Origin of the sequence: Kutzneria viridogrisea DSM 43870 (genome assembly GCF_000525635.1) — a bacterium.
Taxonomy (GTDB): Bacteria; Actinomycetota; Actinomycetes; order Mycobacteriales; family Pseudonocardiaceae; genus Kutzneria; species Kutzneria viridogrisea.
In genome coordinates, this window is the sequence record NZ_CP007155.1 from 1,411,209 (window position 1) to 1,436,148 (window position 24,940).

Here is a 24,940-nt window from a genome sequence, read left to right on the forward strand (position 1 = left end):
TCAGCGAACCACAGTGCCGAACCAGGTCGTGAAGGCGGTCTCGGCGGCGATCAGGTCATCACCCCGCCAGGCGAGGACGCCGTCCGGCCGGATGAGCAGGTTCTCCGGCGCCTCGGCGGTGACCACGTTGACCCGGTCCCGCCAGCGCTGCGCCAGCTCGGCCAGTCGGGCGTCCGCGCGCGGGCTGACCAGCACCCCGCGACCGTCCCGGAAGTGCTCGGCGATGCCCAGGTCGGGGACCTGGTCCTGCCAGGCACCGGACACCTGGCGCACCACGTAGGTGGCGCCGTCCCTGGTGTTCAGCAGGTCACGCAGGATCGTGCGCAGCGCGCGGGAACGCGGGTCCGGGCGCAGCAGCGCGGTCTGCGCCATGGTCCAGTCCTGCACCCACTTGCCCACCGGGTGCCGCTCGCTGGTGTAGGTGTCCAGCAGGCCGGGCTGGGCCCAGCCCCGGAGGGTGGCCGCCAGCTTCCAGCCCAGGTTGACCGCGTCCCCGAAGCCCAGGTTGAGCCCCTGGCCGCCGAAGGGCGGGTGCACGTGCGCCGCGTCGCCCGCGAGCAGCACCCGGCCGCGCCGGTACGTGCTGGCCTGCCGGGTCGTGTCGGTGTAGCGGGAGGCCGTGTGCAGCCGGGTGATCCTCGCCCCGGACCCGCTGATCAGGTCGAGGCTGGCCTGCACCTCCTCCAGGGTCACCGGCGCGTTCCGGTCGGCGGGCACCCGGCCGAACTCGGTGAGGCCCAGCAGGTGCGGGCCGTCCGGGATCGGCGCGTGCATGAGCATGCCCGCGTCGGTGAACAGCTCCAGCGGCATCAGCTCGGGCCGGTCCAGTTCGACCATGGCGTGCCGCGTGGTGAACTCCGGCTCCACGCCGGGGAAGTCGAACCCCGCCAGCTTGCGCACCGCGCTGTGGCTGCCGTCGCAGCCCACCAGCCACTGCGTCCGCACCCGGTGCCCGCCCAGGTCGACCTCCACCCCGTGCTCGTCCGCGGCCACCCCTGTCACCGCCGCGCCGTAGCGCACCTCGACCCCCAGCTCGGCGGCGCGGGCCGCCAGCAGCGTGCGCAGCTCGTACAGGCCCACCACCCCGCAGTCCGCGAACGGACGGTGCCGGGCCAGCTCCGGGTCCTCGGCGTGGATGTCGCGCGCGCCGACGAAGATCAGCGCGAAGTGGGCGAGCGGTTCCTCCTCGCGCCCAAGCCCGAACATCTTCAGGCTGTTCGCCTGCGCCTTGCGCACCCCGTCGAGCAGCCCGCGCCGGTCCAGGGCCTCGATCGTGGGCAGGTTGAGCGCCCGCTGGTCCATCAGCTCGCGGTCCTGCGGCCCGCCCCGCTCGGCCACCAGCACGCTGACCCCCGCCAGCCCCAGCTCGCACGCCAGCAGTAGGCCCACCGGCCCGCCGCCCGCGATCACCACCTCGTGGTCCACAGCTCCCCCTTCGATTGAAACCAGGCAACACTGTTCGCAGTGAGGCTGACGGTAGCTAACTGAGTACACTGTTCGCAATGGCCGCTTGGAGGTGGACCGCTTGCTCATCTGGGAACGGCCCGAGCGTGCCGCCCGCGGCCCCCGGCCCAGTCGCAGCCGCGAGGAGATCGCGCGCGTCGCCGTGCTGCTGGCCGACACCGAGGGGCTGGACGCCGTGTCCATGCGCCGGGTCGCCGGTGAACTCGGCACCGGCACGACCTCGCTGTACCGGTACGTGTCCAAGAAGGACGAACTGTTCGACCTGATGCTCGACCGCGTGCTCGGCGAGTCGCCGCTGCCGCCGCTGACCGGGAACTGGCGGGCCGACCTGCGGGCCTTCGCCCTGAGGATGCGCACGATGATGCTGCGCCACCCGTGGGCGGTCGCGCTCTCGGCCGGGCGTCCCACCCTGGGGCCGAACAGCCTGCGCGCGAGTGAGCACGCGCTGACCGCCGTGGACGGCCTGGGGCTGCACATCGACGACATGATGATCGTCGTCGACACGCTCCAGGCGTTCGTGCGCGGCGCGGTCATGCGCGACCTGGAGGAGAGTCAGGCGCAACGGCGCAGCGGCCTGGACTTCCGCGCATACATCAAGTCGCAGGCGGACTACGGCCTGCGCGTCGTGGCGAGCGGTCAGTACCCGAGGATGACTCGCTACTGGGTCGAGGCCGAGATCCCGCACGCGGCCGACCGCGCCGAGCGGACCTTCACCCTGGGCCTCGAACGCCTCCTCGACGGCCTCTCCCGCACCATCCGCGCCGACTGACCTGCCAGCCGCCGAGTCCCGCTCACGGTGGCGCGAGTCCCGCTCTGGGGTGCGTGAGTCCCGTCCACAGGGGCGCGAGTCCCGCCCAGTGGTGCGTGAGTCCCGATCTGGTGTTGGCGAGGCCCGCCCGGTGGTGCGCGAGTCCCGTTGTCGTGCTCGTGAGTCCCGTCCAGCGGTGCGTGAGTCTCATTCTGGTGCTGGTGAGGCCCGCCCGGCGGTGCGCGAGTCCCGTTCTGGTGTCGGCGAGTCCCGCTCCCGTGCTGGCGAGTCCTGTCCCCTCGTCATGGCCGCTGGGTGCGTGCGCTGTCCTCGTTGCCGACCGCGCGGCCTCATGCGGTGACCTTCCGCCGCCAGAACGGGACTCGTGCCCCTGCGGGTGGGACTCGCCGACCGCGGAGCGGGACTCGGCGTCGGGAGAGCGGGACTCGGGGTTGGGTGCGGGTTTGTGCATGTGAGCAGGGTCCTACCTTCGTAGGGTGAATTTGAAAACCGTTGTCGTTATCGTTGGGGCGCTTCGTCTGATCCAGGTGGGGAGTCCAGATTGTCTGCATCCGGGGTGTTGAGCCCTGTCCTCGACGGCGTCCGCGAGGTCGGCCGGGTGTGCGTGCCCTGCGGGGCCGCGCAGCACCGGGTGGTCGGCCAGTGCGCGTGCGGGCGCGGCATGGTCGAGACGGTGGTCGGCGCGGGCCGCACGGCTCCGGCCGAGCTGACCGCCGACTTCTACGACTGGGCCTGGCCGGTGCTTCCGCTGAGCGACCGCTCCGTGGTGCACGGGCCGCTGGACCTGCGCACGCCCTTGCTGGACGGCGGGTTCCTGCGCGAACTGGTCGGCGGCCCGCGGGTCTGGCTCAAGGACGAGACGGCGCTGCCCACCGGCACCACGAAGGACCGCGCGGCGGCCGTGGTGTACCCGTACCTGCTCGACAACGGGGTCACCGGCATCGTCTTGTCCTCCACGGGAAACACCTCGACCTCGTTCGCGGCCTTCGCGCGCTACTACCCGCGGATCGAGGTGCACATCTTCGTCGGGCGGGACTTCGCCTACCGGCTGCGCGGGCTCGGTTCGCCCAACGTCACGGTGCACGTGGTCAACGGCACGTTCGTGCAGGCCGGGATCGCGGGCCAGCAGTACGCCAAGGCGCATGGCCTGCAATGGGAGGCGGGCTTCTTCAACCCGGCACGCCGGGACGGGCTGAAGACGGCGTTCCTGGAGGCGGCGCTCGAACTCGGCGAGGGGCCTGGCATGTACGTGCAGGCGATCAGCAGCGCGATGGGTGTGGTGGGCGCGGCCAAGGCGGCGGGTGAACTGCCGCTCTACGGGCTGCCCGCGCGCAGGCCGCGGCTGCTGTGCGTGCAGCAGAGCAGCTGCGCGCCGATGGTCACGGCCTGGAGTTCCGGCCGGGAGCGCATCGACGCGAGCGACAAGGTCGCCCGCCCGCACGGACTGGCCAAGGCGATCCTGCGCGGCGACCCGTCCGGCGCCTACCCGTTGGTGCGCAACCTGGTTCGTGGCTCGGACGGGGACTTCGTGTCGGTGACCGACAGCCAGATCCGGGTCGCCCGCAGGCTGGTGTTCGAGCACACTGGGCGCTCGGTGTGTGAGGCTTCCTCGGTTGCGGTGGCCGGGTACCTCACGTGGGCGCAGGCCAACCGGCCAGACCCGGAGGCCGCGCCGGTGGTGATCAACCTGACCGGGGGCGACCGCAATGAGATTCGTCGCTGACCCGGAGGCCCGCCGGGCACTGCCCCCGCGCAGGCTGTTCGACCTGTGCACACAAGCCTTGCGGGACAACACCTTCCGTGAGGTGACGGCGGTGGCCGAGCTCGGGTCGCGCCGGCCGTCGATCAAGGCGGGCTTTCTCGCGGACGGCACGCACGGCACCCGGGTCCGGCCGCACTCCGAGGGCGCCTACTGGACCCTGGTCTTCGACCGCGAGGACCAGTTGCGCGGCTGTGTGCAGGCGGTCTACCTCAGCTACTTCCGTGCGGCCTCGGTGCTGCTGGACTGGCCGCACCGTGCGGGAGCCCGCTCGCTGCTGGTGTGCGGCACGGGGCGGCTCGGCAGTGCCTGTGCGCAACTGGCTCGCACTGTCCTGCGGGGGACTTCGGTGCACTACTGGTCGCCGAGCGGCCGTCCGCCCGCCGGTGTGCGGGCACGCCGCTGGCGGCCCGGTGATCAACTGCCCGATGCGGTGATCACCGCGACCCCGGCCACGACGCCAGTCCCGTTGTCCCTCAAGGGAACCGGGTATGTCGGGGTCGGCGGGGGACTGCGTGAGATCGACACCGGCGAGCTCGCCGGGTCGGTGGTTCGCGTCGCCGGTGGCGGCGGTGGCCTGGACGTGCTGCTGGCCGCGACCGTGCTCGACGCAGTGGAGGGAGGATCATGACCGCGATCGCCGAAGACCGTGGCACCTGGGTGGACTCGGTGCTGTCCCTGGTCGGCGACACACCCTGCGTCCGCGTGCGGCTGGAGGGCCGCGAGCTGGCGCTGAAGCTGGAGGGCTTCAACCCCACCGGCACCCTGTTCGACCGGGTGGCCGCGCACGGGCGGATCACCAGCCCGCGCCCGCACGTGTGCGACGGGGGACCGCTCGCCGCCTCGCTGGCCCTGCTCGTGGGCACGATGCGCATTCCCCTGACCTACCACGAGTCACGGCCAACCGTGTTCGGCGCGATGGCCTCCGCGCTCGGCGCCGAACCCGGTGAAGCCGTTGCCAGCGGCGGGTTCGAGCTCGACCTGCCAGCCGTGCACGCGGAGTTGCGCGAGGAGGTCGCCGAGGAACTGGGGGAGCAGGTCCGGGTGCTCGTGCCCGCGCTGCCCGGTTTGGAGCCCGACGTGCTCCCGGCCGATCTGGAGATGCGAACCCTGTTGGGCAGCAGGGGGATTCTCGTGGACGCACGCAGTGCCGCCGTGGTCCGGCAGGCGCTCTCCTTGCCCGGCAACGAACTCATCGCCGTGGTGTGCCTCGCCGACGGCGCACTGGACCAGGACGGACTGCTGTGACCGCACCGCTCGACCTCATCGGCGGGACCCCGCTGCTCGCCCCGTCCAACCTGCGCATCGCGGGCGGCGCCGACCTGCTGCTCAAGCTGGAGGGCTTCAACGCCAGCGGAAGCGTGAAGGCGCGACCCGCGCTGAACATGATCCGGGCGGCGCAGGCCCGCGGGGACCTGCCACCGGGACGCCCCGTGGTGGAACCCAGCAGTGGCAACCTCGGCCTCGCGCTGGCGATGGTGTGCGGCTGGCTGGGCATCGAGTGCCACCTGGTGGTGGACCCGAGGATGACCGCCTACAGCAGGCACGTCATGCAGATGTACGGGGCCACCGTGCACCAGGTGGACCAGCCCGACGAGAAGGGCAGCTGGCAGGGCAGCAGGCTGGCCCGCGCCCGGCAGGTCGTCGAGGAGCTCGGCGCGCTGTTGTTGTTGCAGTACAGCAATCCGGACAACGCGGCGGCACACGAGTCGTTGACCGCCAACGAGATCATCGGCCAGCTCGGCGGGCGGGTGCCCGAGGTGTGCGTGGTCGGGGTCAGCACGGGCGGGCAGATCTCCGGCCTGGGCCGGGCCTTCCGGGCCGCGGGCCTGCCGACCGAGATGGTCGCCGTGGACGTGCAGGGCTCCAGCATCTTCGGCGGGGACTACCAGGCGTACCGGCTGCGCGGGCTCGGCCTGTCCTGGTGGCCCGGCAACCTCGACGGCGAGGTGCTCACCCGCGCCTACCGCGTGCCCGAGCGGCTGGCGTTCACCACGGCGCGCGTGCTCGCCCGCCGGGAGCAGATCGTGTCGGGCGGCGCCGCCGGGGCGGTGCTGTCGGTCGCCCTGCGCGAGGCTTCCCTGCTGGGGCCGGAGAACCTGGTGCTGGCCATCGTCGCCGAGCGCGGGGATCGCTACCTGGGCCAGTTCTACCAGTCCGCCTGGCGCATCGAACACGACTTGGACGAAGACCTGAACGAAGCCTCCTGGCTGGCGAAGTGCCTGGACCTGCGGCCACTGGACGGGCAGTGGCGCGCGAAGCAGCCGTCATGACGGCGACCAGGTTCTGGACCACCCCGGTCGCGCTGGTCCTGCTGGTCGCGCGGTCCACCTCGGTGGCCGGTGACTGGCTGTTCCAGATGGCGCTGGTCTGGCTGGTGCTGGAGCTGACCGGCTCCAGCCAAGCCGTGTCGCTGACCGGCATCGCCGAGGCGATTCCCGTTGTGCTGGTGGGACTGCTCGGTGGGCACTGGCTGGACCGGGGTGGGCGGCTGCGGCTGCTGGCCTGGCTGGACCTGCTGCGCGCGGTGCTGGTCGCGCTGCCGGTCCTGCTGTACTCCTTGGGGCAACTCAGCTTCTGGCACCTCGTGGTGCTCAGTGTGCTGATGACCGCGGCGAACCTGCTGTTCACCCCGGGCATGCAGAGCACCCTGCCCGCGCTGGTGCCCAAGGAACACCTGACCCGGGCGCACGGCCTGATCGACGTGACCGAGCGGGTCGGCCGCATCAGCGGGCCGGGGCTGGCCGGTGTGCTGTCCGCACTCATGCCGGTGGCCGGGTTCTTCCTGGTCGACTCGGCGACCTTCGTGGTCAGCGCTGGGGCGTTCCTGCTGCTGAGTCTCTGGGCGCGGCGCGCGGGCACCGATGCCAAGGTCGAGCGCAAGGGGCCGCAGCCCAGCCGGGTGCAGCAGTTGGCCGCCGGGTTCGCGTTCGTCCGCGAGCAGGCGGTGATCGGCCGGATCATCCTGGTGCGTTCGCTGAACAACTTCGCCTGGGCGGCCTACCTGGTGGCGACCCCGTTGCTGGTCGCGCACTCCTACGGCCAGGCCGTCGGCGCGTGGGGCCTGCTTGTCGCCGCCTACGCGGTGGGCCAGCTGATCGGTGGCATGTGCGCCTCGCGGGTCAGTTCGTTCAAGGTGCCGCCGCTCGTGCTGCTGTCCGGCGGCTGGCTGTTCACCGCGTTCGGCTTCGTCGTGCTGGGCCTGTCCGGCACGGTGTGGGTGGGCTGCCTGGGCCTGCTGCTGGGCGGGCTCGGCGGGCCGCTGGCGCACGTCAGCACCGACGGGTACCTGGCCGCCAACACCCCGACCGAGTTGCAGGGCCGGGTTTTCTCCTTGCAGTACATGACTTTGAAGCTGGTCCAGATGCTGGGCCTGGCACTGGCCGGTGTGCTGTGCGCGTACCTGGCCGCGGGCAGCGTGCTCGTCCTGGCCGGTGCGCTGATGACCCTCGTCTCGGTGACCTCGTTGCTGTTCCCGATCCGCCGTTCCACCAAGGAAGAAGTGCTCACGTGAGATTGTTCAGGACCGCAGCAGTGCTGCTCGCCGGGGCTGTCGCCGCCACGGCCTGCGGCACGGCTCCCGCTGCCGCCCGCGACTCGGTGGTGATCGCGGTCAACCCCGAGCCCACCACCCTCAACCCCGTTCTCGGCTTCGCCCCGTACGGCGCGTCCAAGCTGTTCGACGGCCTGGTCGCGCTGGACGACAAGCTGAACCTGGTGCCCGCTCTGGCCGAGTCGCTGCCGAAGGCCAGTGAGGACAACAAGACCTTCACCTACACCCTGCGCCAGGGCGTGACCTTCAGCGACGGCACGCCGCTGACCGCCGAGGACGTGGCCTTCACCTACCAGTCGGTGCTCGACCCCAAGACGAACACCACGATGCGCACCGACTTCGCCGCCGTCGAGTCGGTGCGGACCCCGGACCCGCGCACGGTGGTGTTCCAGCTCAAGTACCCCTACGCCACGTTCCCGCAGTACACCGGGCTGGGCATCGTTCCGGCACACCTGTTGCGCGGCAAGGACATCAACACCGACGGCTTCAACCGCAAGCCGGTGGGCACCGGTCCGTACAAGCTGGACTCCTGGCAGGCCGGGGAGCGCATGGTGCTGACCGCCAACGAGAAGTACTGGGGCGGTGCGCCGAAGGTCAAGAAGGTGACCCTGGCGTTCGTGCGCGACGACAACGTGCGGGCCACCCGGCTGGCCACCGGTGAACTGGACGCGGCGGCCATGCCCCCGCGGCTGGTGGACCGGTTCCGCAACCAGCCGGGCATGAGCGTGCGCTCGGTGCCCAGCGCCGACTACCGGGGCATCATGATGCCGATGGGCAACCCGGTCACCTCGGACAACGCCCTGCGCCGGGCACTGGACCTGGTCATCGACCGGGACGCCATGGTCAAGGGCATCCTCGGCGGTGCGGGCAAACCCGCGTTCGGGCCGCTGTTCGCCGAGAGCAAGTGGTACGAGAAGAGCATCGAGCATCCGGTCGACCTGCCTGCCGCGGAGCGGATCCTGGACGAGGCGGGCTGGGTGAAGGGCCCCGACGGGATGCGCAGGCGCGGGGACACGCCCGCCAGGTTCACCGTCATGTACAACGCGGCCGACACCGTGCGCAAGGACATCGCCCTGGCCTTCTCTTCCGACGCGAAGAAAGTCGGGGTGGACGTGGCCGTGGACGGGCTGAGCGTCGAGGCGTTGCAGAAGCGCATGGACAAGGACGCTCTGGTGATGGGCTGGGGAACGCCGTACGACCCGGACTTCATCACCTACAAGATCTTCCACTCCTCCTTCGCGGGCAAGGGCTGGTACAACCCGGGCCGGTACCACAACCCGACCGTGGACAAGCTGCTCGACGAGGGCCGCACCACCCCTGACGAGGCCACCCGCGTGGGTATCTACAAGTCGTTCCAGAAGGAGCAGGCGGCCGACCCGGCGTGGCTGTTCTGCGTGCAGTTGGACCACGTGTACGTCATGGCCGACGCGTGGAACGGCTTGCAGCAGCAGGTGGAGCCGCACAACGACGGTCTGGCGCACGGGCCGTGGTGGAACGTCGAGAAGTGGGTGCCCAAGCAGTGACGACCCGAGCACGGTACCTGCGCGGGCTCGTCCTGCGCAGGACCGCTGTGTCCGTGCCGATCCTGCTGGTGGTCACGCTGGTCATGTTCGCGCTTGGCGCGGCCTCGCCCTTCGACCCGGCCGCGCGCTACCTCGGCGACTCCGTGGGCAACGCGACGACCGAGGACCTGGAGCGCATCCGGCACAACATCGGCGCCGACCAGCCGTTCTACGTGCAGTGGTGGAACTGGCTCACGCACGCCGTGACCGGTGATCTCGGCGATTCGCTGAGCCAGCACCAGCCCGTGCTGGCCGTGATCTCCGAGCGGCTGGGCTGGACGCTGCTGCTGGTCACGGTGGCCTTCGTGGTCACCATGGCGCTGTCCCTGGTGACCGGTGCGCTCGCGGCGATCCGGCACGGCGGCTGGTTCGACCGTGCGGTCACCACCCTGGCCTACGCCTTCGAGGCGGTTCCGGTGTTCTGGCTGTCCCTGGCCATGATCTGGCTGTTCTCGTTGACCCTGCGGTGGTTCCCGGCCGGTGGCGTGAGCGATGTGCGGACCGGGGCGTTGAGCTTCGGCGGGGTGCTGAGCCATCTGGTGATGCCCGCCGTGGCCCTGGCGGTGTCCCAGGTGCCCTGGTTCGTGTTGTACGTCAAGCAGTCCGTGCGCACGGCGATGGCGGAGGACTACGTGGTCGGTGCTCGGGCGCGTGGGCTGCGGGAGCGCACAGTGCTCGTCGGGCACGTTGTGCGGGGCGCCCTGTTGCCGTTCATCACACTCGTCGGTTCGAGGTTCCCCGAGCTGATCACCGGCGCGGTGCTGGTGGAGACCACGTTCTCCTGGCCCGGCGTGGCCGCGGCGACCACGGAAGCGGGTGTGGCGCTGGACTTCCCGCTGCTGGCGGCGCTCACCACGTTGGCGACCGCAGTGGTGTTGCTGGGCAACCTGCTCGCCGACGTGGTGTACGCCTTCGCCGACCCGAGGGTGGTGACCGGGTGAAGTTCTGGACCAGCGTCTCAATTGTTGTGGTGGCGGTGCTGGCGGCTCTGGTCGTGCCCGCGCTGGCCGACCTGGACCAGCGGCTGGTGGACCTGGACCTGGTGTTGCAACCGCCGTCCTGGCAGCACCTGTTCGGCACCGACGCCCTCGGCCGGGACGTGTTGCTGCGCTGCGTGTACGGCATGCGGGTCTCGCTGCTGGTGGGGTTGGCGGCCGGGGTCTGCTCAAGCCTGATCGGCACGGCGGCGGGTGCGCTGGCCGGTACCTGGGGCGGGCGGGTGGACCAGTTGGTGTGCCGGGTCATCGACGGCACCTCGGCGGTTCCCCAGCTGTTGCTGGGCATCCTGCTGGTGGCCCTGTTCCGGCCGAGCGTGACGGCCGTGGTCGTCGCGGTGGCGCTGACCCACTGGATGGTCACCGCGCGCATCGTGCGCGTGGAGGTGATGTCCTTGCGCACCAGGCCGTTCGTGGACGCCGCGATCAGCGGGGGAGCGAGCCGGTCACGGGTGCTGGCCAGGCACTTCCTGCCCAACGTGTTCCCGCATGCGGCGCTGGCCACCACGTTGATGGTGCCGCACGCGATCTGGCACGAGTCGGCGCTGTCCTTCCTGGGCCTCGGCCTGCCGCCACACCTGGCCAGCCTCGGCACGATGATGGACGACGGGCGGCGCGCGCTGTTCTCCGGGGCGTGGTGGGTCTCGCTGGCGCCCGGGCTGTTCATCCTCATCCCCACGTTGGCGGTGTCCGGACTGGCGGGCGTGCTGCGGGACCGCGTGGAACACCGACGGAGGTCTGCGGAGTTGGCATGGTGAAGTCCTCGTTGCGGGTGCGCGGCATGTCCGTGCGCTTCAAGGTCCCGAACGGCTCGGTCGCGGCTGCCAGCGACGTGTCACTTGATCTGGGCGAGGGCGAGGTCCTCGCACTGGTGGGCGAGAGCGGTTGCGGCAAGTCCGTGGTGGCCTCGGGCCTGCTGGGGCTGCTGCCGGGCAACGCGCGGGTCAGCGGTGCGGCGGTGCTGCGCGGCCCGGAGGGTGAGGTGGAACTGCTCGGGGCCAGCCAGCAGGAACTGTCCACAAAGGTCAGAGGGCGCAGGATCGGCCTGGTGCCGCAAAGTGCGGCCACCCACCTGCACCCCGTGCGGACGATCCGCGCCCAACTCGCCGAGACGATCAGCGAACTCGGTGCGGAGCTGGACGTGGCGCGGGCCGCCGCGCGGGCGCACTTCCCGGCGGACCACCTGGACCGGTACCCGCACCAGCTCTCCGGCGGCCTGGCCCAGCGTGCGGCGATCGCGTTGGCGCTGGCCGGATCGGCCTGGCTGGTGCTGGCCGACGAGCCGACCACGGGGCTGGACCGGGCGCTGGTGCACGAGATCGTCGACGAGTTCCGCCGGATCGCCGACCAGGGGCACGCCGTGCTCATGGTGACTCACGACCTGGCCGCGGCCGAGCGGGTGGCCGACCGCGTGGCGGTGATGTACGCGGGCCGCATCGTGGAGGACTCGCCCGCCAAGGCGTTCTACGGCGGACCGGCCCACCCGTACGCCCGCGGCCTGCTCAACGCGTTGCCGGAGCGCGAGTTCCGGCCGATTCCCGGAGTGCCACCACAGCTGAGCGAGCTGCCCGCGGGCTGCGCGTTCCAGCCCAGGTGCGTGCTCGCCACCGACCTGTGCACCCAGTTGCCCGAACCTACCGGGGAGGACCACATCGTGGCCTGCCACCACGCCCATGCTTGAGGCACGGGGCGTTGTCGCCGGATACCAGCGCAGTTCGCCGGTCGTGCGCGGGGTGGACCTCGCGCTGGAGCCGGGCCGCGCGCTCGGCCTGCTCGGCCCCAGCGGCTGCGGGAAGTCCACGCTGGCCAGGGTCATGTCCCTGCTGCACAGCCCGTACCAGGGCAGCGTGACCGTGGACGGCAAGCTCGCCAACGGTTTCCGGTTCCGCGCCCCGCGTGGCCTGCGCACGCGCATCGGCGTGGCCTTCCAGCAGCCCCGGCTCGCCGTGGACCCGAGGCTGCGGCTGATCGACGTCATCGCGGAGCCGTTGCGCGCCACGGGCCAGTCCGCGCTGGTCGAGCGGCGCGTGCCGGAACTGGTGGAGCGCACTGGGTTGACCGAGGACCTGCTGCGCAGGCGCCCGCACCAGGTCAGCGACGGCCAGTTGCAGCGCGCCTGCCTCGGGCGCATGCTCGTGCTGCGCCCGGCATACCTGATCTGCGACGAGGTCACCGCGATGCTCGACGCGTCCACGGCGGCCTTCCTGGTGGGCGCGATCGAGGAGTACCGGCAGGACACCGGCGCGGCTGTGCTGGCCATCAGCCACGACCCGGTCCTGTTGGGCCGGTGGTGCGAGCAGGTGCTCGACTTCCCCGGGCTCAACGCCCGTGCCGACACGGGCTGAGGGGCTTACGCCGAACGGGTAGTTCTGTGCTGGACCGTGCGGTCGAGCGGCGATGTGGTGCAGGTGGAGCGTCTGATGGCAGACTTTTCGTGACCGAATGTGCCCAGGCGTGACAGACAAGTGACGTCGGCATGGCATGGTTGTGCCGTCAGCCACGAACACCACACGTCGTGAGGTGACCAGTGCCCACAGTGATCGCGTACGGCGCCGACTACTCGGCGGGTGAGTTCTCGCCCGCCCAGTTGGACGCCTACACGGCCGGTGGCGGATGGGATCTGCGAGTCCTGTTGCGCTACATCGGCTATCCCCAGCAACCCAAGTGCATCAGCCACTATCCCGGTGCCTACCAGCAGCACGTCGCCGCGGGGCGCACCGTGGTGCTGCTGCACGAGTGGGACGTCGACGACACCGCCGGTGGTTGGGACGCCGGGGTGGCCCAGGCCCGGCTCGCGCTCAACGACGCCAACTCGATCGGTTACCCGGCGGACATGCCGATCTTCATGTGCGCCGACGACTGGCTGTCCAAGCACGGGATCTCGGTGAGCACCGCCATGTCCTACCTCGACGGTGCGGCCAGCGTGCTCGGCTGGAACCGCACGGGTGCCTACGGGTTCTCCGACTTCGTCCACCCCGCACAGGACGGCGGCCACGCGAGGTGGTTCTGGCTGTGCGGTGACGAGGCCAACGTGCGCGACGGGATCCACCTCTACCAGTGCAACTACAGCCAGTTCAGTCATGACGGCGTGGGCTGCGACCTGAACAAGGTCTATGTGGACCCCGCCTCGTTCAGCGAAGGAGATTTCCTGATGGCACTGGAGCCGTGGAAGCAGGAGCGCATCTTCGACCGCATCCTCAGCATGAGCCAGGGCGTCGACGGGCAGGACTTCGACGGGGCGCAGTTCGCCCGCGAGGAGAGCGAGCGCAGGGCGCTGGCCGATGCGGTCGCCAAGCTCAGCCAACAGGTGCAGGCGCTCAGCGACAAGATCGACGCGATGCAGCAGAACAAGTGACCGGAACCGGTGCGGCGGTTCAGCACGGTGGCCGCCGCACCAGTTGCTGCACGTGTGGTGCGGGCCCGATGCCCAGTTCCTCGCGCAGGAGTCGTTGGTAGCTCTGGTAGGCGGCCAGCGCCTCGGTGTAGTTGCCCTCCGCGAGGTGGATCTCGATCAGCAGCCGGTGCGGGGTCTCGCGCAGCGGCTCGGTGCGCAGCGCGGCCATGGTCGCCTCCACCGCCCGCCCGTACCTGGCCTGCCGCAGCTCGCGCTCGGCGGCCCGCTCCAGTGCGCGCAGGTACAGCAACTTGGTGTGCTGGCGGCGTTCCAGCACCCAGTCCTCGTACCAGCCGGGCAGCAACTCGTGCCTGCGCCGCACCAGGGCGGCCAGCCGCTGCTCCCGTCCCTTCGTCAGCTGGTCCAGGTCCAGTCGCACCTGCGGGGCCAGCCGCAGCCGCTCGCCCTCGGCCACCAGCACCGGCACCGCCAGCCGGGAGGTCCGCCACAGCGCGGTGCGCAGCCTGCTCAGTGAGCGCTCCGCCTGCGGGTCCGGCCACAGCGCGGCGGCCGTGCGCAGCCGGGACGGGACCCGGTGCAGGGCCACGTAGGCCAGAAGTCGTTGCAGGGAACGGGCGAGCTCGACGTGCTGTCCCCGCACGGACAGCGCGAACCCGTCGAGCAGGACCAGACTGGGTCTCTCGGACATGATCGACACCTGCCTCCACGGCCAGCGGCACTGCGATCATCACCCTGGATCGGCCGCCCGCACATCCGGGGTATCCCGTACACCGCGGGAGAGCAGTGTCCGCATCCTGGCGGAGGGCTCCAGTCCCAGCACAGTGCGCAACATCGTCCGGTACGACTCGTAGTGGTCCAGTGCGTGCCCGGGTGAGCCCGAGGCGAGGTAGATCATGATCAGCGCGCGATGTCCGCTCTCCCGCAACGGTTCCACGTCCACCGCCTGCATCGCGGCGGCCAGCGCCTCGGGGTAGCCGCCCCGCGCGCAGAGCTGTTCGGCCAGCGCGTCCAGCGCGTGCAGGCGCAGTTGCCGCAGGCGTTCCCGCTCGATGACCACCCACTGCTCTGCCCAATCGGGCAGCAGGTCGCCGCCGCGCAGCACCACCGCCTGCCCCGCGGCACCGATCGGCTCGCCGTCCAGCACCGCACGCGCGGCGCGGTCCAGCTCGTCCACGTCCACCTCGACCGGCTCACCCAATGACAGGACGTCCGCGTGGCACCGCACGAGGTCGTGCGAGCGCCGGCCGAGCCGCCACAACGTGCTGCGCAGGCTGCCGTCCGCGCGGCCCTCGGTGACCTCCGGCCACAACTCGCCCGCCACCACGGCGCGGGAACTCGGCCCGTGCACGGCCAGGTAGGCCAGCACCCGCTTGGCAGTGCTGGGCGTTGGCACGGGCTTTGCCCCTTGGCGCAGCGCGAAGCCGTTGAGCAGGTTCAGGTTGAACTGGTGCGTGGACACGGCGCCTCCGAGCTGCCTGTCGACCACTCCTGTGTACCTGCCCGCTTTGCCGGATTCCACCGTTCGCACGAACGACCGCCCATATGGGCGCGGCGCGGTGACAGGTTTGTGACGCCGCGCTGCCAGCATCGCCTCGCAGTCAGGGGATCGGGGGAGATCAACGATGAGTGCACCGAACACGACCACCGTGCACCTGCTCGACGGGCCGTACGTGGTCCGCGGAGGTTCGCGAGTGGAGGTACCGGAAGGCGGGAAGCGGTTGCTGGCCCTGCTGTCCGTGCAGCGGGCCAGACTGGACCGGCGGTTCGTGGCGAGCACGCTGTGGCCGGAGGTGGACCAGACCCGCGCCGCGGGCAACCTGCGGTCCACGCTGTGGCGACTGCGCTCCACGGGGGTGGAGCTGGTCAGCGCCGACAAGTGGGGCCTGTCGCTGCGGGAGGAGGTGCGGGTGGACCTCGCCGAGGCGCACGCCTGGGCGGACCGGGTGCTGCGCGGCCTGCCGGAGGCGGCGGACCTGGCGCTGCCCACCTGGTGGCAGGACGCGCTGAACCTGCTGCCCGGCTGGTACGAGGACTGGACGTGCGGCGAGCGGGAACGGTTGCGGCACAACACCTTGCACGCGCTGGAGGCGCTCAGCGCGCAGCTGGTCGACGTGGGCAGGATCGCGGAGGCGGTGGACGTGGCGATGGTCGTGGTCGGCGCGGAGCCGCTGCGCGAGTCCGGTCAGCGCGCGCTCGTGCTGGCACACCTGGCCGAGGGCAACGTGAGCGAGGTGCGGCGGGGCTACACCAGCTACCGGGAGCTGCTGGCCGCCGAACTCGGTGTGGAGCCGGGCAGGGAACTGGTCGACCTGGTGTGGCGGGTGCGGGCCCGTGCCGCCGTTGCCTGACGGCTGGTGACCGCCGCGTACAGCAGACCGGCCGCGAAGAAGGCCACCACCACACCGATGTTCGCCGAGCCCAGCGGACCGGAGCGGACCGCCTCCGGCAGCAGGAAGCCGACCAGGCGGTCCAGCCTGGGGTCGGCCGAGGTGATCAGGCCCAGCCCGAGCACCGCACCGACCAGCATCGAGCCGACGCCCGGCCAGTTCCACCCCCGGTAGGGGCCGGCCGGGTCGTCCAGGCCGGGCACGTCGTAGCCGCGGCCCCGGTCGCGGTGCAGCAGCATGTCCACCAGGAACACCGCCGCCCAGGCCGCGACGAACGAGCCCGCGGTGAACAGGAACGCCTGGAACGGGGTGAAGAAGCTCGGGGCGAAGAACACCACGTAGGCCGCTCCGGCGATCATGAGCACCCCGTCGAGCCCGGCCGCGGCGGGGCGCGGCAGCCGCACGCCAAGCGCCTGCAACACGATGCCGGAGGAGTACAGGTCCACCACGGCCGCGCCGACGATGCTCAACACCACCGCCAGCAGGTAGGGCACCAGGAACCAGGTCGGCAACTGCCTGGTCAGCCCGCCGATCGGGTCCTTGGCCACCCGTCCGGCCAGCCCCGGGTCGCCGGTGGACAGCAGCACGCCCGCCAGCAGCAGCACGCCCTGTACGGCGCCGCCGCCCAGCGCCGTCCAGCCGATCACCGAGCGGGGACGTGTGTCCGCGGGCAGGTAGCGGCTGTAGTCCGCGCCGCCCGCGACCCAACCCAGGCCGGTACCGGCGATCGCCAGCGTGATCCCGCCGAGCAGCGCGGGCAGCGAGCCGGTCGACCCGTGCGAGCTGAACAGGTGGGCCTGCGCCAGCTGGATGGCCAGGTAGGCCAGCGTCACCTCACCCACGATGAGCGTGATCCACCGCTGCACGCGCTGGATCAGGTGGTAGCCGTAGACCGCGAGCAGGATCGTCAGTCCCGCCATCACCAGGAAGCTCAGCACCAGCAGCGGGCCCCTGGCCAGACTCGGCGACAGCCTGCCCAGCACCGTCCTGGTCGCCAGCGCGCCCAGCGCCAGGCTGACGATCTCCCAGCCGATCAGCGAGGCGTAGGTCACCAGCATCGGCAGCCTGGCCCCGGCGTGCCCGAACGCGGCCCGGCTCAGCTTCATCGTCGGCACCCCGGTGCGCGAGCCCGCCAGCGCGATCAGGCCCACCAGCGGGTAGGAGGCCGCCAGCGCGATCAGGATCGCCAGCACCGCCTGCCACCAGGCAAGTCCCAGCCCCACCACGAACACCCCGTAGCCCACCGGCAGCATGCTCAGGTTGGCCGCCGCCCACACCCAGAACTGGCCGCGCGCGGTGCCGTACCGTTCCCCCGCGGGCACCACTTCGATGCCTCTTCGCTCCACGCCCACCCGGTGTGTCCCGCCCATCAGACCCTCCCACCGCTCCGGGATCGGAGTCTGCCGGTCACGCTGCCACAAAACCTCACCCACCTGCACCAATGCGCATAACGATGGGAGGAACAGTCGGCCCCCTGGTGACTGTCCGAACATGAAGGAGCACGTACAGGTCCAGTTACATCCCCGTATCGGGTGAGGAGAACGCTGACAGTCTCAGTACTGTTGAGTACATGGTTGGTGCCGAAGGGGCAGACGCAGGGGGCCGTGCGCCGCACTTCGACGTGGTGTTGCGCGGGTACAACACGCGCCAGGTCAACGAGCGGGTCACCCGACTCCAGTTCGACCTGCGCAACTGTGCCCGGGACCGGGAGCTCGCCCAGGGCCAGGCCGCCGAGCTGGCCCAGCTGCTCAACACCACCCGCGCCGAGCTGGCGAGGGTACGCCAGCAGCTGGCCGCGGTGGTCAACGCCCCGGTGACCGGTGCCAACGTGTCCGAGCGGGTCCGGCTGATGATGAGCCTGGCCGAGGAGGAGATCGCCGAGCTGCGGCGCAAGGCCAAGGAGCACGCCGACGCGACCCGTGCCGAGGCCGAGCGGTTCGCCACCACCAGCCGCGGTGAGGCCGAGCGCTACGCCTCCGCGGTCAAGGGCGACGCCGAGCGGCACGCCACCACGGTGCGCGGGGACGCGGACCGGCACGCCGCCGCGGTGCACGCCGAGGTGCAGAAGTTCATGGCCGATGCCCGGGTCGAGGCCGAGCGGCAGGGCACCGCCGTGGCCGCCCAGCGCCAGCAGGCCGCCGCCGAGAACGAGCAGCGCCGCGTGCAGGCCGAGGCCGAGTTCGCCCAGCGGCGTGCCCACCTGGACTCCGAACACGATCAGCGCAGCCAGCTGCTGGAGGCCGAGCACCAGCAGCGCGCTGCCGAGCTGGAGCAGCGCCGCCAGACGTTGGAGGCCGAGTACCAGCAGCGTGAGGCCGAACAGGCCCAGCGACGCCAGCTGGCCGAGAGCGAGCTGGAGCAGCGCCGTGAGCAGGGCGAGGCCGAGCTGGCCCACCTGCGCAAGCAGGCTCAGGAGGAGCTGGCGCAGGAACGCGCGAAGCTGGACACCGAGCACCAGCAGCGCGTGAGCGAGCTCGTGCAGCAGCGGGTCCAGCTGGAGTCCGAGCATGATCAGCGGCGTCAGGCGTTGGACGCGGAGCACGCTGAGCGTGCATCCAAGCTGGAGCAGCAGCGCGCGGACTTGGAGGCCGAGCACGAGCAGCGCGGCGCTGACCTGGAGCAGACCCGGCTCCGACTGGCCGCCGAGCACGAGCAGCGCCAGCAGCAACTGGATGCTGAGCACGCTCAGCGCGGGGCCGAGCTGGAGTCCGAGCACGAGCAGCGGCGTCAGGTCTTGGACGCCGAGCACGCTGAACGTGGTGCTGACCTGGATCAGCGGCGTACGACGTTGGAGGCCGAGCACCAGCAGCGTGTGACTGACCTGGCGCAGTCGCGGACGCAGCTGGAGTCCGAGCACGAGCAGTTGCGACAGACCCTGGAGTCCGAGCACGCGCAACAGCGGCAGCTGCTGGAGTCCGAGCACGAGCAGCGTGCTGAGGACTTGGAGAAGCAGCGCCTCCAGGGTGACGCGGACCTCGTCCAGCGGCGCCAGGCGCTGGAGGCCGAGATGCAGCAGCGCGGTGCTGAGCTCGAGCAACTGCGTGAGCGGGTCGAGGACGAACTGGACCAGCGCAGGCACCAGGTCGAGGCCGAGCTGAAGCAGGAACGCGCCAAGCTGGCCAGCGAGCACCAGGCGTCGCTGGCCGAGCTCACCGCGCGGCGCACCGAGCTGGAGCACAAGTACGCGGAGCACCACGACTCGCTGGACAAGGAGTACGACGAGCTGCGTGACAAGCTCGGCAAGGAACACGCCCTGCTGATGGCCCAGGGCAAGACCGAGTCCGAGCGGCTGGTGCGCGAGGCCTCGCAGGAGGCGGACCGCCTGGCGGCCGAGGCCCGGTCCAGTGGTGAGCGGGCGCTTGCGGTGCGGCGGCAGGCGCACGAGCAGGTCTCCGGCGTGCAGACCCTGCTACGCGAGGCCCTCGCCGCCGTGCAACCCCTACCCGGCGAGTAACCGCCGCACCAGGCCCGGGTTGTGCCCCCCCGCGCCCGGCGAGTCCCGTCCTGGGGGGCGTGAGTCCCGCCCGCCTGGCCGCGAGTCCCGCTTACTGGCCTGCGGGTCCCGCTTACTGGCCTGCGGGTCCCGCTCTGGCGGGCGCGGGTCCCGCTTTGTCGACGGCGAGTCCCGCCCGCCGGGCCGCCAGTCCCGCTCTGGGAAGCGCGAGCCCCCCGCCCGCAGGCCAGTGAGTCCCGTCCAGCGAAGCGCGACTCCCGCTCACTGGACTGTGAGTCCCGTCCAGCGAAGCGCGAGTCCCGCCCGCAGGTTGGTGAGTCCCGTCCAGGGGAGCGCGATCCCCGCTCACTGGACTGTGAGTCCCGTCCAGCGGAGCGTGAGTCTCGCCCGCCGTGCCGTGAGTCCCGCAATGGCGAGCGCGAGTCCCGCTCTGCGGAGCGCGACCCCCGCCCAGTCGGGCGCGAGCCATGCTCATCCCGGTGCGCATCGCATGGCGGGGAATCCTCTGCGGCAAAGGGATTCCGTGCACCGTGACCGGTGACACCGCGTGCCTGAGTTGACACGGTGTCGATCGTGGGAGTTCACTGGGTGAGGAAGCACCTCGTTCGGTGAGGCTTCTGTGCGGACACAGGCCACTGACCCCCCAACGTCGAGAGACGTTCCGGGTCAGGACAGGTCTCCCCGGCCTAAGGGGTGACCCCAAGTGGCTTCCCGGCAACGGGATACGCCGTGCAGTGCCAAAGCTCTGACGAGAGGGGTGTGCGGCCGGTTGCTCGACCGGTGCGCGCTGCCCGTCGTGCGACACGACGAAGGGAGGTGGCGGGAATGAGTCCCGGAGACAGTCGAAGTCCGAAACCAGTACGTGTACCGGAGCTCGCCCGCCAGCACTGACCCGGGCGCGGCTCCGCGGTGTCGAACGGAGTCGACCGATGACCTTCCTGACCCGTCTTGTTGACGTCCTTTTCCTTCTGCGCAAGGCAGAAGCCCACAACGACCTGCTGCGCGCCGGTGCCGAGCCGGTGCACGCCCCGTCGCTGATGACGGTGCTGCACGGCGGCCGCCCGGTGCGCGGCTGAGCGGGAGCCCGCGGTGCGTGAGTTCCTGGCTGAGGGGTCGCCGATCGTCGAGGCCGCAGGGGCCTGGCGCGGCACCCAGACCAGAATTCGAGAGTTCCTCAACTGCAAGGAACCGCAGACCCCCTGCCGGATCGTGGACCTGGCCACGGTCGAGCGGCACCTGTTCGAGCTGCGCATGGCGCTGCCCTCGGCCGAGCTGGTGCACGCCGTGCGCTGCGGGCAGGCGGCTGGCGTGCTCGGATCGGCGGCCCGCCTGGGCTGCCGGTTCGACGCGGCCACGCCCGGGGACGTGGATCTGTGCCTGCTCAACGGGATCGCGCCCACCGCGCTGTCCTACACCGGCACCGAGGACCTGGCTGACGTGTCCGACCGGGGCGTGCGACTGTTCGGAGTGGACGGTGAGCAGGGTCTGGATGCGTTGGCGGCCTTGGCTCCGGGGGCCGCGGTGTACTGCCGTGTCCCGGCACCGGGTCCGAACGACTGCGGCGCCGTGCTGGACGTGGCGGTCGAGGTGCTGAGCACGGCACGCTGGCTTGGGCTTGTGCCGTACGGCATCTCGTTCCGGATCGGCGCCTCGCTGGCGGAGTTGGTGGGCGTGCCCGCGTCCTGGCGCGATCACCTGCTGGTCTGCGCGGCTGGGATCCAGGAGGCGTTCGGCGAGCGCGGGGACCTGCGGCTGCTGGTGGAGCCGGGCGACTCGGTGGTGGCCGATGCCAGCGTGGTGATCGGCGAACTGGGTGCCGGTCCGTTGCCGACCTACTGCGTCTGAGGAGGATCAGCGGTGCTGGAGACGACCGTCGGCGTGTTCACCGGCACGCACGTGTTCGGGGAACTGGCCGGGGTGCGGGCGGGCCTGCTCGACGACGAGCAGTTCCTGCGCACCACGATGAACAACGCGCTGTACGCGGCGGGCGCGACCGTGTGCGAGGTGGTGTCCAAGCGGTTCGAGCCGCAGGGCGTCACGGTGCTGGCGCTGCTGTCGGAGTCGCACGCCTCGGTGCACACCTACCCCGAGATCGGCTCGGCCTTCGTGGACGTCTTCACCTGCGGGGACCGGGCCGATCCCGGCATGGCGGTGCGGCTGCTCGCCACCGCGCTGGGCGCCGCGGACAGTCGGGTGACCTCGTTGCGCCGAGGCGTGTAACCTCAACACTACTTCAGTAGTGAAATGGGGTAACCATGCGACTGCTCGCGCTCGGTGCCGTACTCCTGCTCGGACTCACCCAGGCGCCCGCCGTGGCTGCGGCGGGCGGCCTGGCCTGGCACCCGTGCGAACAGGACGGCACAGCGGACTGCGCGACGCTGACCGTGCCGGTGGACTGGGCCGACCCCGCACGCGGCACGTTCCCGCTCGCGGTGGCCCGGCGCAGGGCCACCGACCAGGCGGGCAGGATCGGCGCGCTGCTGATCAACCCCGGTGGGCCGGGGGCATCCGGCGTGTCCATGGCCCTGTCGGCCAACAGGTTCTTCGGGCCGGACGTGGTGTCGCGCTTCGACCTGATCGGCTTCGACCCGAGGGGTGTCGGCGCCAGCCAACCGATCAAGTGCGCCTCGCGGCCGTCCGCGCGACCGCCGACCAGCCAGGCCGAGTTCGAGGCGCTGGCCGAGGCGAACCGGCGGCAGCGGGCGGACTGCCGCCAGCACTCGGGCCCGATCTTCGACCACGCCGACACGATGAGCGTGGTCCAGGACGTGGACGCGCTGCGCGCCGCCCTGGGCGAGTCGAAGATCAGCTACTACGGGGCCTCCTACGGCACGCTGCTCGGCCAGCAGTACGCCGAGCGCCACGGGGACCGGGTCCGCTCGATGGTGCTGGACGGCGTCATGGACCACAGTCTGCACCTGACTGAATTCTCAGTCAGCGCCGCAGCCAGCGGGGAGGACGCGCTGGCGACCTTCGCCGACTGGTGCCAGCGGCAGGACAGTTGTGCGCTGCACGGCAAGCAGGTGCTCAGCTACTGGGACCAGCTGCTCGACGCGGCCGATCAAGGTCGCCTCGTCGAGCAGGTCGACACCATGCCCGCGTCGAGCTGGTACGTGATCCAGCACGCCTACGGCTCGCTCATCCGTCCCGACTTCCCCGGGCTGGCCCAGTGGCTGGCCACCCTGCGCATCACCGCCTCACCAGTGCCCCAGCCGAGTTCCGCCGAGACGGCCGGGGGCGAGTTGACCGACAACCCGCGCCCCGCCGTGTTCTGCCAGGACTGGACCCCGCGCGTGACCAGCTACGCCGACTGGCAGCGGATCACCGGCGCCGAGCGGGCCGCCGCACCACACCTGCGCTACTCCTCGGAGGCGCGCGAGGCAGTGCTGTCCTGCGTGGGCTGGCCGGAGCAGGCCGCCAACCCGCCCCGGCCCGTGCGACTCGGCCCCGGCCCGCGGATCCTGCTGGTGAACCCGCTGCACGACCCGGCCACCGGCTACTCCTGGGCGCAGGGCCTGCACCGGCAGGCGCCGCAGCGGACCGTGCTGCTCCGCTACGACGGCACCGGGCACACCGCCTACTTCCGCACCGACTGCGTGCGGCACACCGTGGACGACTACCTGGTGGCTCAGACCGTTCCGGCCACCGGCACCTCCTGCCCCGCGGCCTGAAGCCGCAGCGGCAGCGCCTCGATCCCGTTCATGATCGCGCTGTGCCTGCGGCGCACCTGCTCCGCGGGCACGAGGAGTTCGGCCGGGCTGAACCGCCGGACGAGCTGCCCCAGCGCGATCTCGCCCTCCAGTCGCGCGAGCGGGGCGCCCAGACAGTAGTGGATGCCGTGGCCGAAGCTCAGGTGGCCGGAGCCCCGGCCCGGGTCCAGTTCCGCAGCCCGGTCGAAGCGGTCCGAGTCGTGGTTGGCCGAGGTGATCGCCACCAGGACCACCTCGCCCTCGGGCACGGTCGTGCCGCCGATGTCCACCGGCTCGCTGGTGAACCGTGAGGTGGACATGCGCACCGGGCCGTCCACGCGCAGCAGCTCCTCGACCACCGGCGGCACGGACTCGGGGCGCTGGGCCAGTTCCCGCCACAGCTCGGGCCGCTGCACCAGGTACAGCGCGCCGTTGGCGATCAGGTTCGCCGTGGTCTCGTGCCCGGCGATCAGCAGCAGGATCGCCGTGGCCAGCAGTTCGCGCTCGGCCAGCTTGTCCCCGTCCTCGCTGGCGATGGTCAAGGCGGACAGCAGGTCCTCGCCGGGCTCGGCGCGCTTCGCCGCGATCAGCCCGGTGAGGTACTCCACGATCGCCCGGGACGCGGGCAGGCTCAGCTCGGACCTCTCCTGCACGAAGTCCGCGGTCCAGTGCCGGAACTGGGCGCGATCGGGCAGTGGTATGCCGAGCAGTTCGCTGATCACCGTGACGGGCAGCGGGAAGGCGAACCGCTCGACCAGGTCCACCGGCTCCCCGGCGGGCAGCGCGTCCAGCAGTTCGGCGGTGATCTCCGCCACGCGCGGTCGCAGCAGCTCCACCCGGCGCGCGGTGAACTCGCGGGCGAGCAGCCTGCGCAGCCGCGTGTGGTCGGGCGGGTCGGCCATCAGCATGTGCTTGCTGAAGATGCTCAACAGCTCGGTGGACGCACCGGCCGCGGCGAGCTTGCCGCGCATGATCTCGTTGAGCCGGTCGGCGTCCTTGCACAGCCGTGGATCGGTGAGCGCCGCCCGCGCGTCCTGGTAGCGGGTGACCACCCAGACCGGCAGTCCGTTGGGCATCACCGCCCGGTGCACCGGTCCCTGCTCGCGCAGCCGGGCCGCCACCTCGGTGGCCCGGTCCCAGTACTGCTCGCTGAACAGCGCGATCTCCGACTCCGGCACGGCAGTCCTCCCGGCAGGCGTGGTGGTCCCTCCATCATGCGTGCCAGCGGCAGGCGTGTCAGCGATGAGTTCCGAGATCGGACTCGCCGTGACCAGCGGGGAGCCGGAGCCAGGTCACCGGCCTGGACCGCCCGGAAGGTGGCTTTCACTGCGCTGAACGCAGCGAATGGTCCTTTCGCGGCGAGTTTCGGCGCCGTCATGAAGGTGCCCTTTGAGACGCTGAACGTCCCGAACGGCACCTTCATGACACGGGGGCGGCCCCGTCGAGCTGGTGGGCGGTCAGCGCTACACCGTGCCGCACGCCCACGTAGCGAAGCTGCCCGACGCGGTGGGCTGAGCCATCAGGGCAGTATCGGCAACACCGTGTGCAGCACGTCCGGCGAGGCGGTCGTCGTGCTCGTGCGGGTCGTGGTCGGCCTGGTGGTCGTGCTTCTCGTGGTTGTTGTCGTGACCGCGGTGCTCGTCGGTGCCCGTGTGGTCGTTGACACCGTTGTCGGCCGTGCTGACCTGGTCTTCGCCGGGACGAACGGGATCATCGTGCGCGTGGTCGTCACGACCGTCGCCGTCCCCGGCACCGGCTCGCTGCGCACCTCGGTGGCGCCTCTGGGGGCGGGGGCCTCGACCAGGTTGAGGCCCACCACCGCGCCGATCACCACCGACGCGAGCAGCGCGCTACCGGTGATCATCGCGCCGTCGAACAGCGCCCAGCTCCGGGACATGACCTGCTCACCTCCGTGCAGACACGGTTCCCCTGGACTACGCGCGGCACCCGCGT

At 71.2% G+C, this 24,940-nt stretch carries 24 protein-coding genes and 1 riboswitch; of the genes, 18 read left to right on the forward strand and 6 right to left on the reverse strand.

Annotation, left to right across the window (positions count from 1 at the left end; genetic code table 11):
- A complete protein-coding gene (locus tag KALB_RS06565; protein ID WP_025354926.1) occupies window positions 1-1,425 on the reverse strand; it encodes an FAD-dependent oxidoreductase in 1,425 nt (474 codons plus the stop codon).
- 100 nt (window positions 1,426-1,525) lie between these two features.
- On the opposite strand from KALB_RS06565, the gene KALB_RS06570 reads away from it, so the two are divergent.
- The 12 genes from KALB_RS06570 (at window position 1,526) to KALB_RS43680 (ending at window position 13,457) form a co-directional block, all read left to right on the forward strand.
- A complete protein-coding gene (locus tag KALB_RS06570) occupies window positions 1,526-2,233 on the forward strand; it encodes a TetR/AcrR family transcriptional regulator (RefSeq protein WP_201771887.1) in 708 nt (235 codons plus the stop codon).
- A gap of 541 nt (window positions 2,234-2,774) precedes the next feature.
- A complete protein-coding gene (locus KALB_RS06575; RefSeq protein WP_236650189.1) occupies window positions 2,775-3,956 on the forward strand; it encodes a threonine synthase in 1,182 nt (393 codons plus the stop codon).
- On the forward strand, window positions 3,940-4,623 hold the full coding sequence (locus KALB_RS06580) for a hypothetical protein (protein ID WP_025354929.1): 684 nt from the start codon (window positions 3,940-3,942) through the stop codon (window positions 4,621-4,623). The genes KALB_RS06575 and KALB_RS06580 overlap by 17 nt, the downstream gene beginning before the upstream one ends.
- Entirely contained in the window at window positions 4,620-5,240 is a 621-nt protein-coding gene (locus KALB_RS06585) for a hypothetical protein (RefSeq protein WP_025354930.1), read from the forward strand. Before KALB_RS06580 ends, KALB_RS06585 begins: the two co-directional genes overlap by 4 nt.
- Window positions 5,237-6,265, forward strand: a complete 1,029-nt coding sequence (locus KALB_RS06590) for a PLP-dependent cysteine synthase family protein (RefSeq protein WP_025354931.1) — start codon at window positions 5,237-5,239, stop codon at window positions 6,263-6,265. The genes KALB_RS06585 and KALB_RS06590 overlap by 4 nt, the downstream gene beginning before the upstream one ends.
- Window positions 6,262-7,506: an MFS transporter gene (locus KALB_RS06595; RefSeq protein WP_148309376.1), complete on the forward strand. Its 1,245-nt coding sequence runs from the start codon at window positions 6,262-6,264 to the stop codon at window positions 7,504-7,506. The genes KALB_RS06590 and KALB_RS06595 overlap by 4 nt, the downstream gene beginning before the upstream one ends.
- Window positions 7,503-9,068 carry an ABC transporter substrate-binding protein gene (locus KALB_RS06600; protein WP_030110737.1) on the forward strand — a complete coding sequence of 522 codons (1,566 nt, stop codon included), beginning with the start codon at window positions 7,503-7,505 and terminating at the stop codon, window positions 9,066-9,068. The genes KALB_RS06595 and KALB_RS06600 overlap by 4 nt, the downstream gene beginning before the upstream one ends.
- Window positions 9,065-10,048: an ABC transporter permease gene (locus tag KALB_RS06605; RefSeq protein WP_025354934.1), complete on the forward strand. Its 984-nt coding sequence runs from the start codon at window positions 9,065-9,067 to the stop codon at window positions 10,046-10,048. The genes KALB_RS06600 and KALB_RS06605 overlap by 4 nt, the downstream gene beginning before the upstream one ends.
- Entirely contained in the window at window positions 10,045-10,860 is an 816-nt protein-coding gene (locus KALB_RS06610; RefSeq protein ID WP_025354935.1) for an ABC transporter permease, read from the forward strand. Before KALB_RS06605 ends, KALB_RS06610 begins: the two co-directional genes overlap by 4 nt.
- A complete protein-coding gene (locus tag KALB_RS06615; protein ID WP_025354936.1) occupies window positions 10,854-11,783 on the forward strand; it encodes an ABC transporter ATP-binding protein in 930 nt (309 codons plus the stop codon). The genes KALB_RS06610 and KALB_RS06615 overlap by 7 nt, the downstream gene beginning before the upstream one ends.
- A complete protein-coding gene (locus tag KALB_RS06620; protein WP_025354937.1) occupies window positions 11,776-12,447 on the forward strand; it encodes an ABC transporter ATP-binding protein in 672 nt (223 codons plus the stop codon). The genes KALB_RS06615 and KALB_RS06620 overlap by 8 nt, the downstream gene beginning before the upstream one ends.
- Window positions 12,448-12,629: 182 nt before the next feature.
- Window positions 12,630-13,457, forward strand: a complete 828-nt coding sequence (locus KALB_RS43680; protein ID WP_025354938.1) for a glycoside hydrolase domain-containing protein — start codon at window positions 12,630-12,632, stop codon at window positions 13,455-13,457.
- Window positions 13,458-13,476: 19 nt separating this feature from the next.
- On the opposite strand, the gene KALB_RS06630 is transcribed toward KALB_RS43680, so the two are convergent.
- Entirely contained in the window at window positions 13,477-14,145 is a 669-nt protein-coding gene (locus KALB_RS06630; RefSeq protein ID WP_042221771.1) for an AfsR/SARP family transcriptional regulator, read from the reverse strand.
- Window positions 14,146-14,184: 39 nt separating this feature from the next.
- Window positions 14,185-14,916: an AfsR/SARP family transcriptional regulator gene (locus KALB_RS06635; RefSeq protein WP_158510720.1), complete on the reverse strand. Its 732-nt coding sequence runs from the start codon at window positions 14,914-14,916 to the stop codon at window positions 14,185-14,187.
- 163 nt (window positions 14,917-15,079) lie between these two features.
- Between KALB_RS06635 and KALB_RS06640 the strand changes: the two genes are divergently transcribed.
- Window positions 15,080-15,805 carry an AfsR/SARP family transcriptional regulator gene (locus KALB_RS06640; protein WP_025354941.1) on the forward strand — a complete coding sequence of 242 codons (726 nt, stop codon included), beginning with the start codon at window positions 15,080-15,082 and terminating at the stop codon, window positions 15,803-15,805.
- On the opposite strand, the gene KALB_RS06645 is transcribed toward KALB_RS06640, so the two are convergent.
- On the reverse strand, window positions 15,709-17,214 hold the full coding sequence (locus KALB_RS06645; protein ID WP_158510721.1) for a purine-cytosine permease family protein: 1,506 nt from the start codon (window positions 17,212-17,214) through the stop codon (window positions 15,709-15,711). The two genes, KALB_RS06640 and KALB_RS06645, sit on opposite strands and share 97 nt — an antisense overlap.
- 200 nt (window positions 17,215-17,414) lie before the next feature.
- Here KALB_RS06645 and KALB_RS43685 point away from each other — a divergent pair, with 200 nt between their 5' ends.
- The 5 genes from KALB_RS43685 (at window position 17,415) to KALB_RS06665 (ending at window position 22,969) form a co-directional block, all read left to right on the forward strand.
- Entirely contained in the window at window positions 17,415-19,298 is a 1,884-nt protein-coding gene (locus KALB_RS43685) for a coiled-coil domain-containing protein (protein WP_025354943.1), read from the forward strand.
- Window positions 19,299-19,891: 593 nt separating this feature from the next.
- Window positions 19,892-20,062: riboswitch (M-box (ykoK) riboswitch) on the forward strand.
- Between the two features lie 165 nt (window positions 20,063-20,227).
- Window positions 20,228-20,374: a hypothetical protein gene (locus tag KALB_RS47490; protein ID WP_158510722.1), complete on the forward strand. Its 147-nt coding sequence runs from the start codon at window positions 20,228-20,230 to the stop codon at window positions 20,372-20,374.
- Window positions 20,375-20,387: 13 nt separating this feature from the next.
- Window positions 20,388-21,143, forward strand: coding sequence for a type III PLP-dependent enzyme domain-containing protein (locus KALB_RS06655; RefSeq protein WP_025354944.1), 756 nt, complete (start codon window positions 20,388-20,390; stop codon window positions 21,141-21,143).
- A gap of 12 nt (window positions 21,144-21,155) precedes the next feature.
- On the forward strand, window positions 21,156-21,518 hold the full coding sequence (gene speD, locus KALB_RS06660) for an adenosylmethionine decarboxylase (RefSeq protein WP_025354945.1): 363 nt from the start codon (window positions 21,156-21,158) through the stop codon (window positions 21,516-21,518).
- 35 nt (window positions 21,519-21,553) lie between these two features.
- Window positions 21,554-22,969 (forward strand): alpha/beta hydrolase, encoded by a 1,416-nt coding sequence (locus KALB_RS06665; RefSeq protein WP_025354946.1) that lies wholly within the window; start codon window positions 21,554-21,556, stop codon window positions 22,967-22,969.
- Here the strand turns inward: KALB_RS06665 and KALB_RS06670 are convergent.
- Both KALB_RS06670 and KALB_RS06675 read right to left on the reverse strand, forming a co-directional pair.
- Window positions 22,927-24,165 (reverse strand): cytochrome P450 family protein, encoded by a 1,239-nt coding sequence (locus tag KALB_RS06670; RefSeq protein WP_025354947.1) that lies wholly within the window; start codon window positions 24,163-24,165, stop codon window positions 22,927-22,929. The genes KALB_RS06665 and KALB_RS06670 overlap by 43 nt on opposite strands.
- 341 nt (window positions 24,166-24,506) lie before the next feature.
- Window positions 24,507-24,884 carry a hypothetical protein gene (locus tag KALB_RS06675; RefSeq protein ID WP_025354948.1) on the reverse strand — a complete coding sequence of 126 codons (378 nt, stop codon included), beginning with the start codon at window positions 24,882-24,884 and terminating at the stop codon, window positions 24,507-24,509.
- Window positions 24,885-24,940 lie beyond the last annotated feature (56 nt).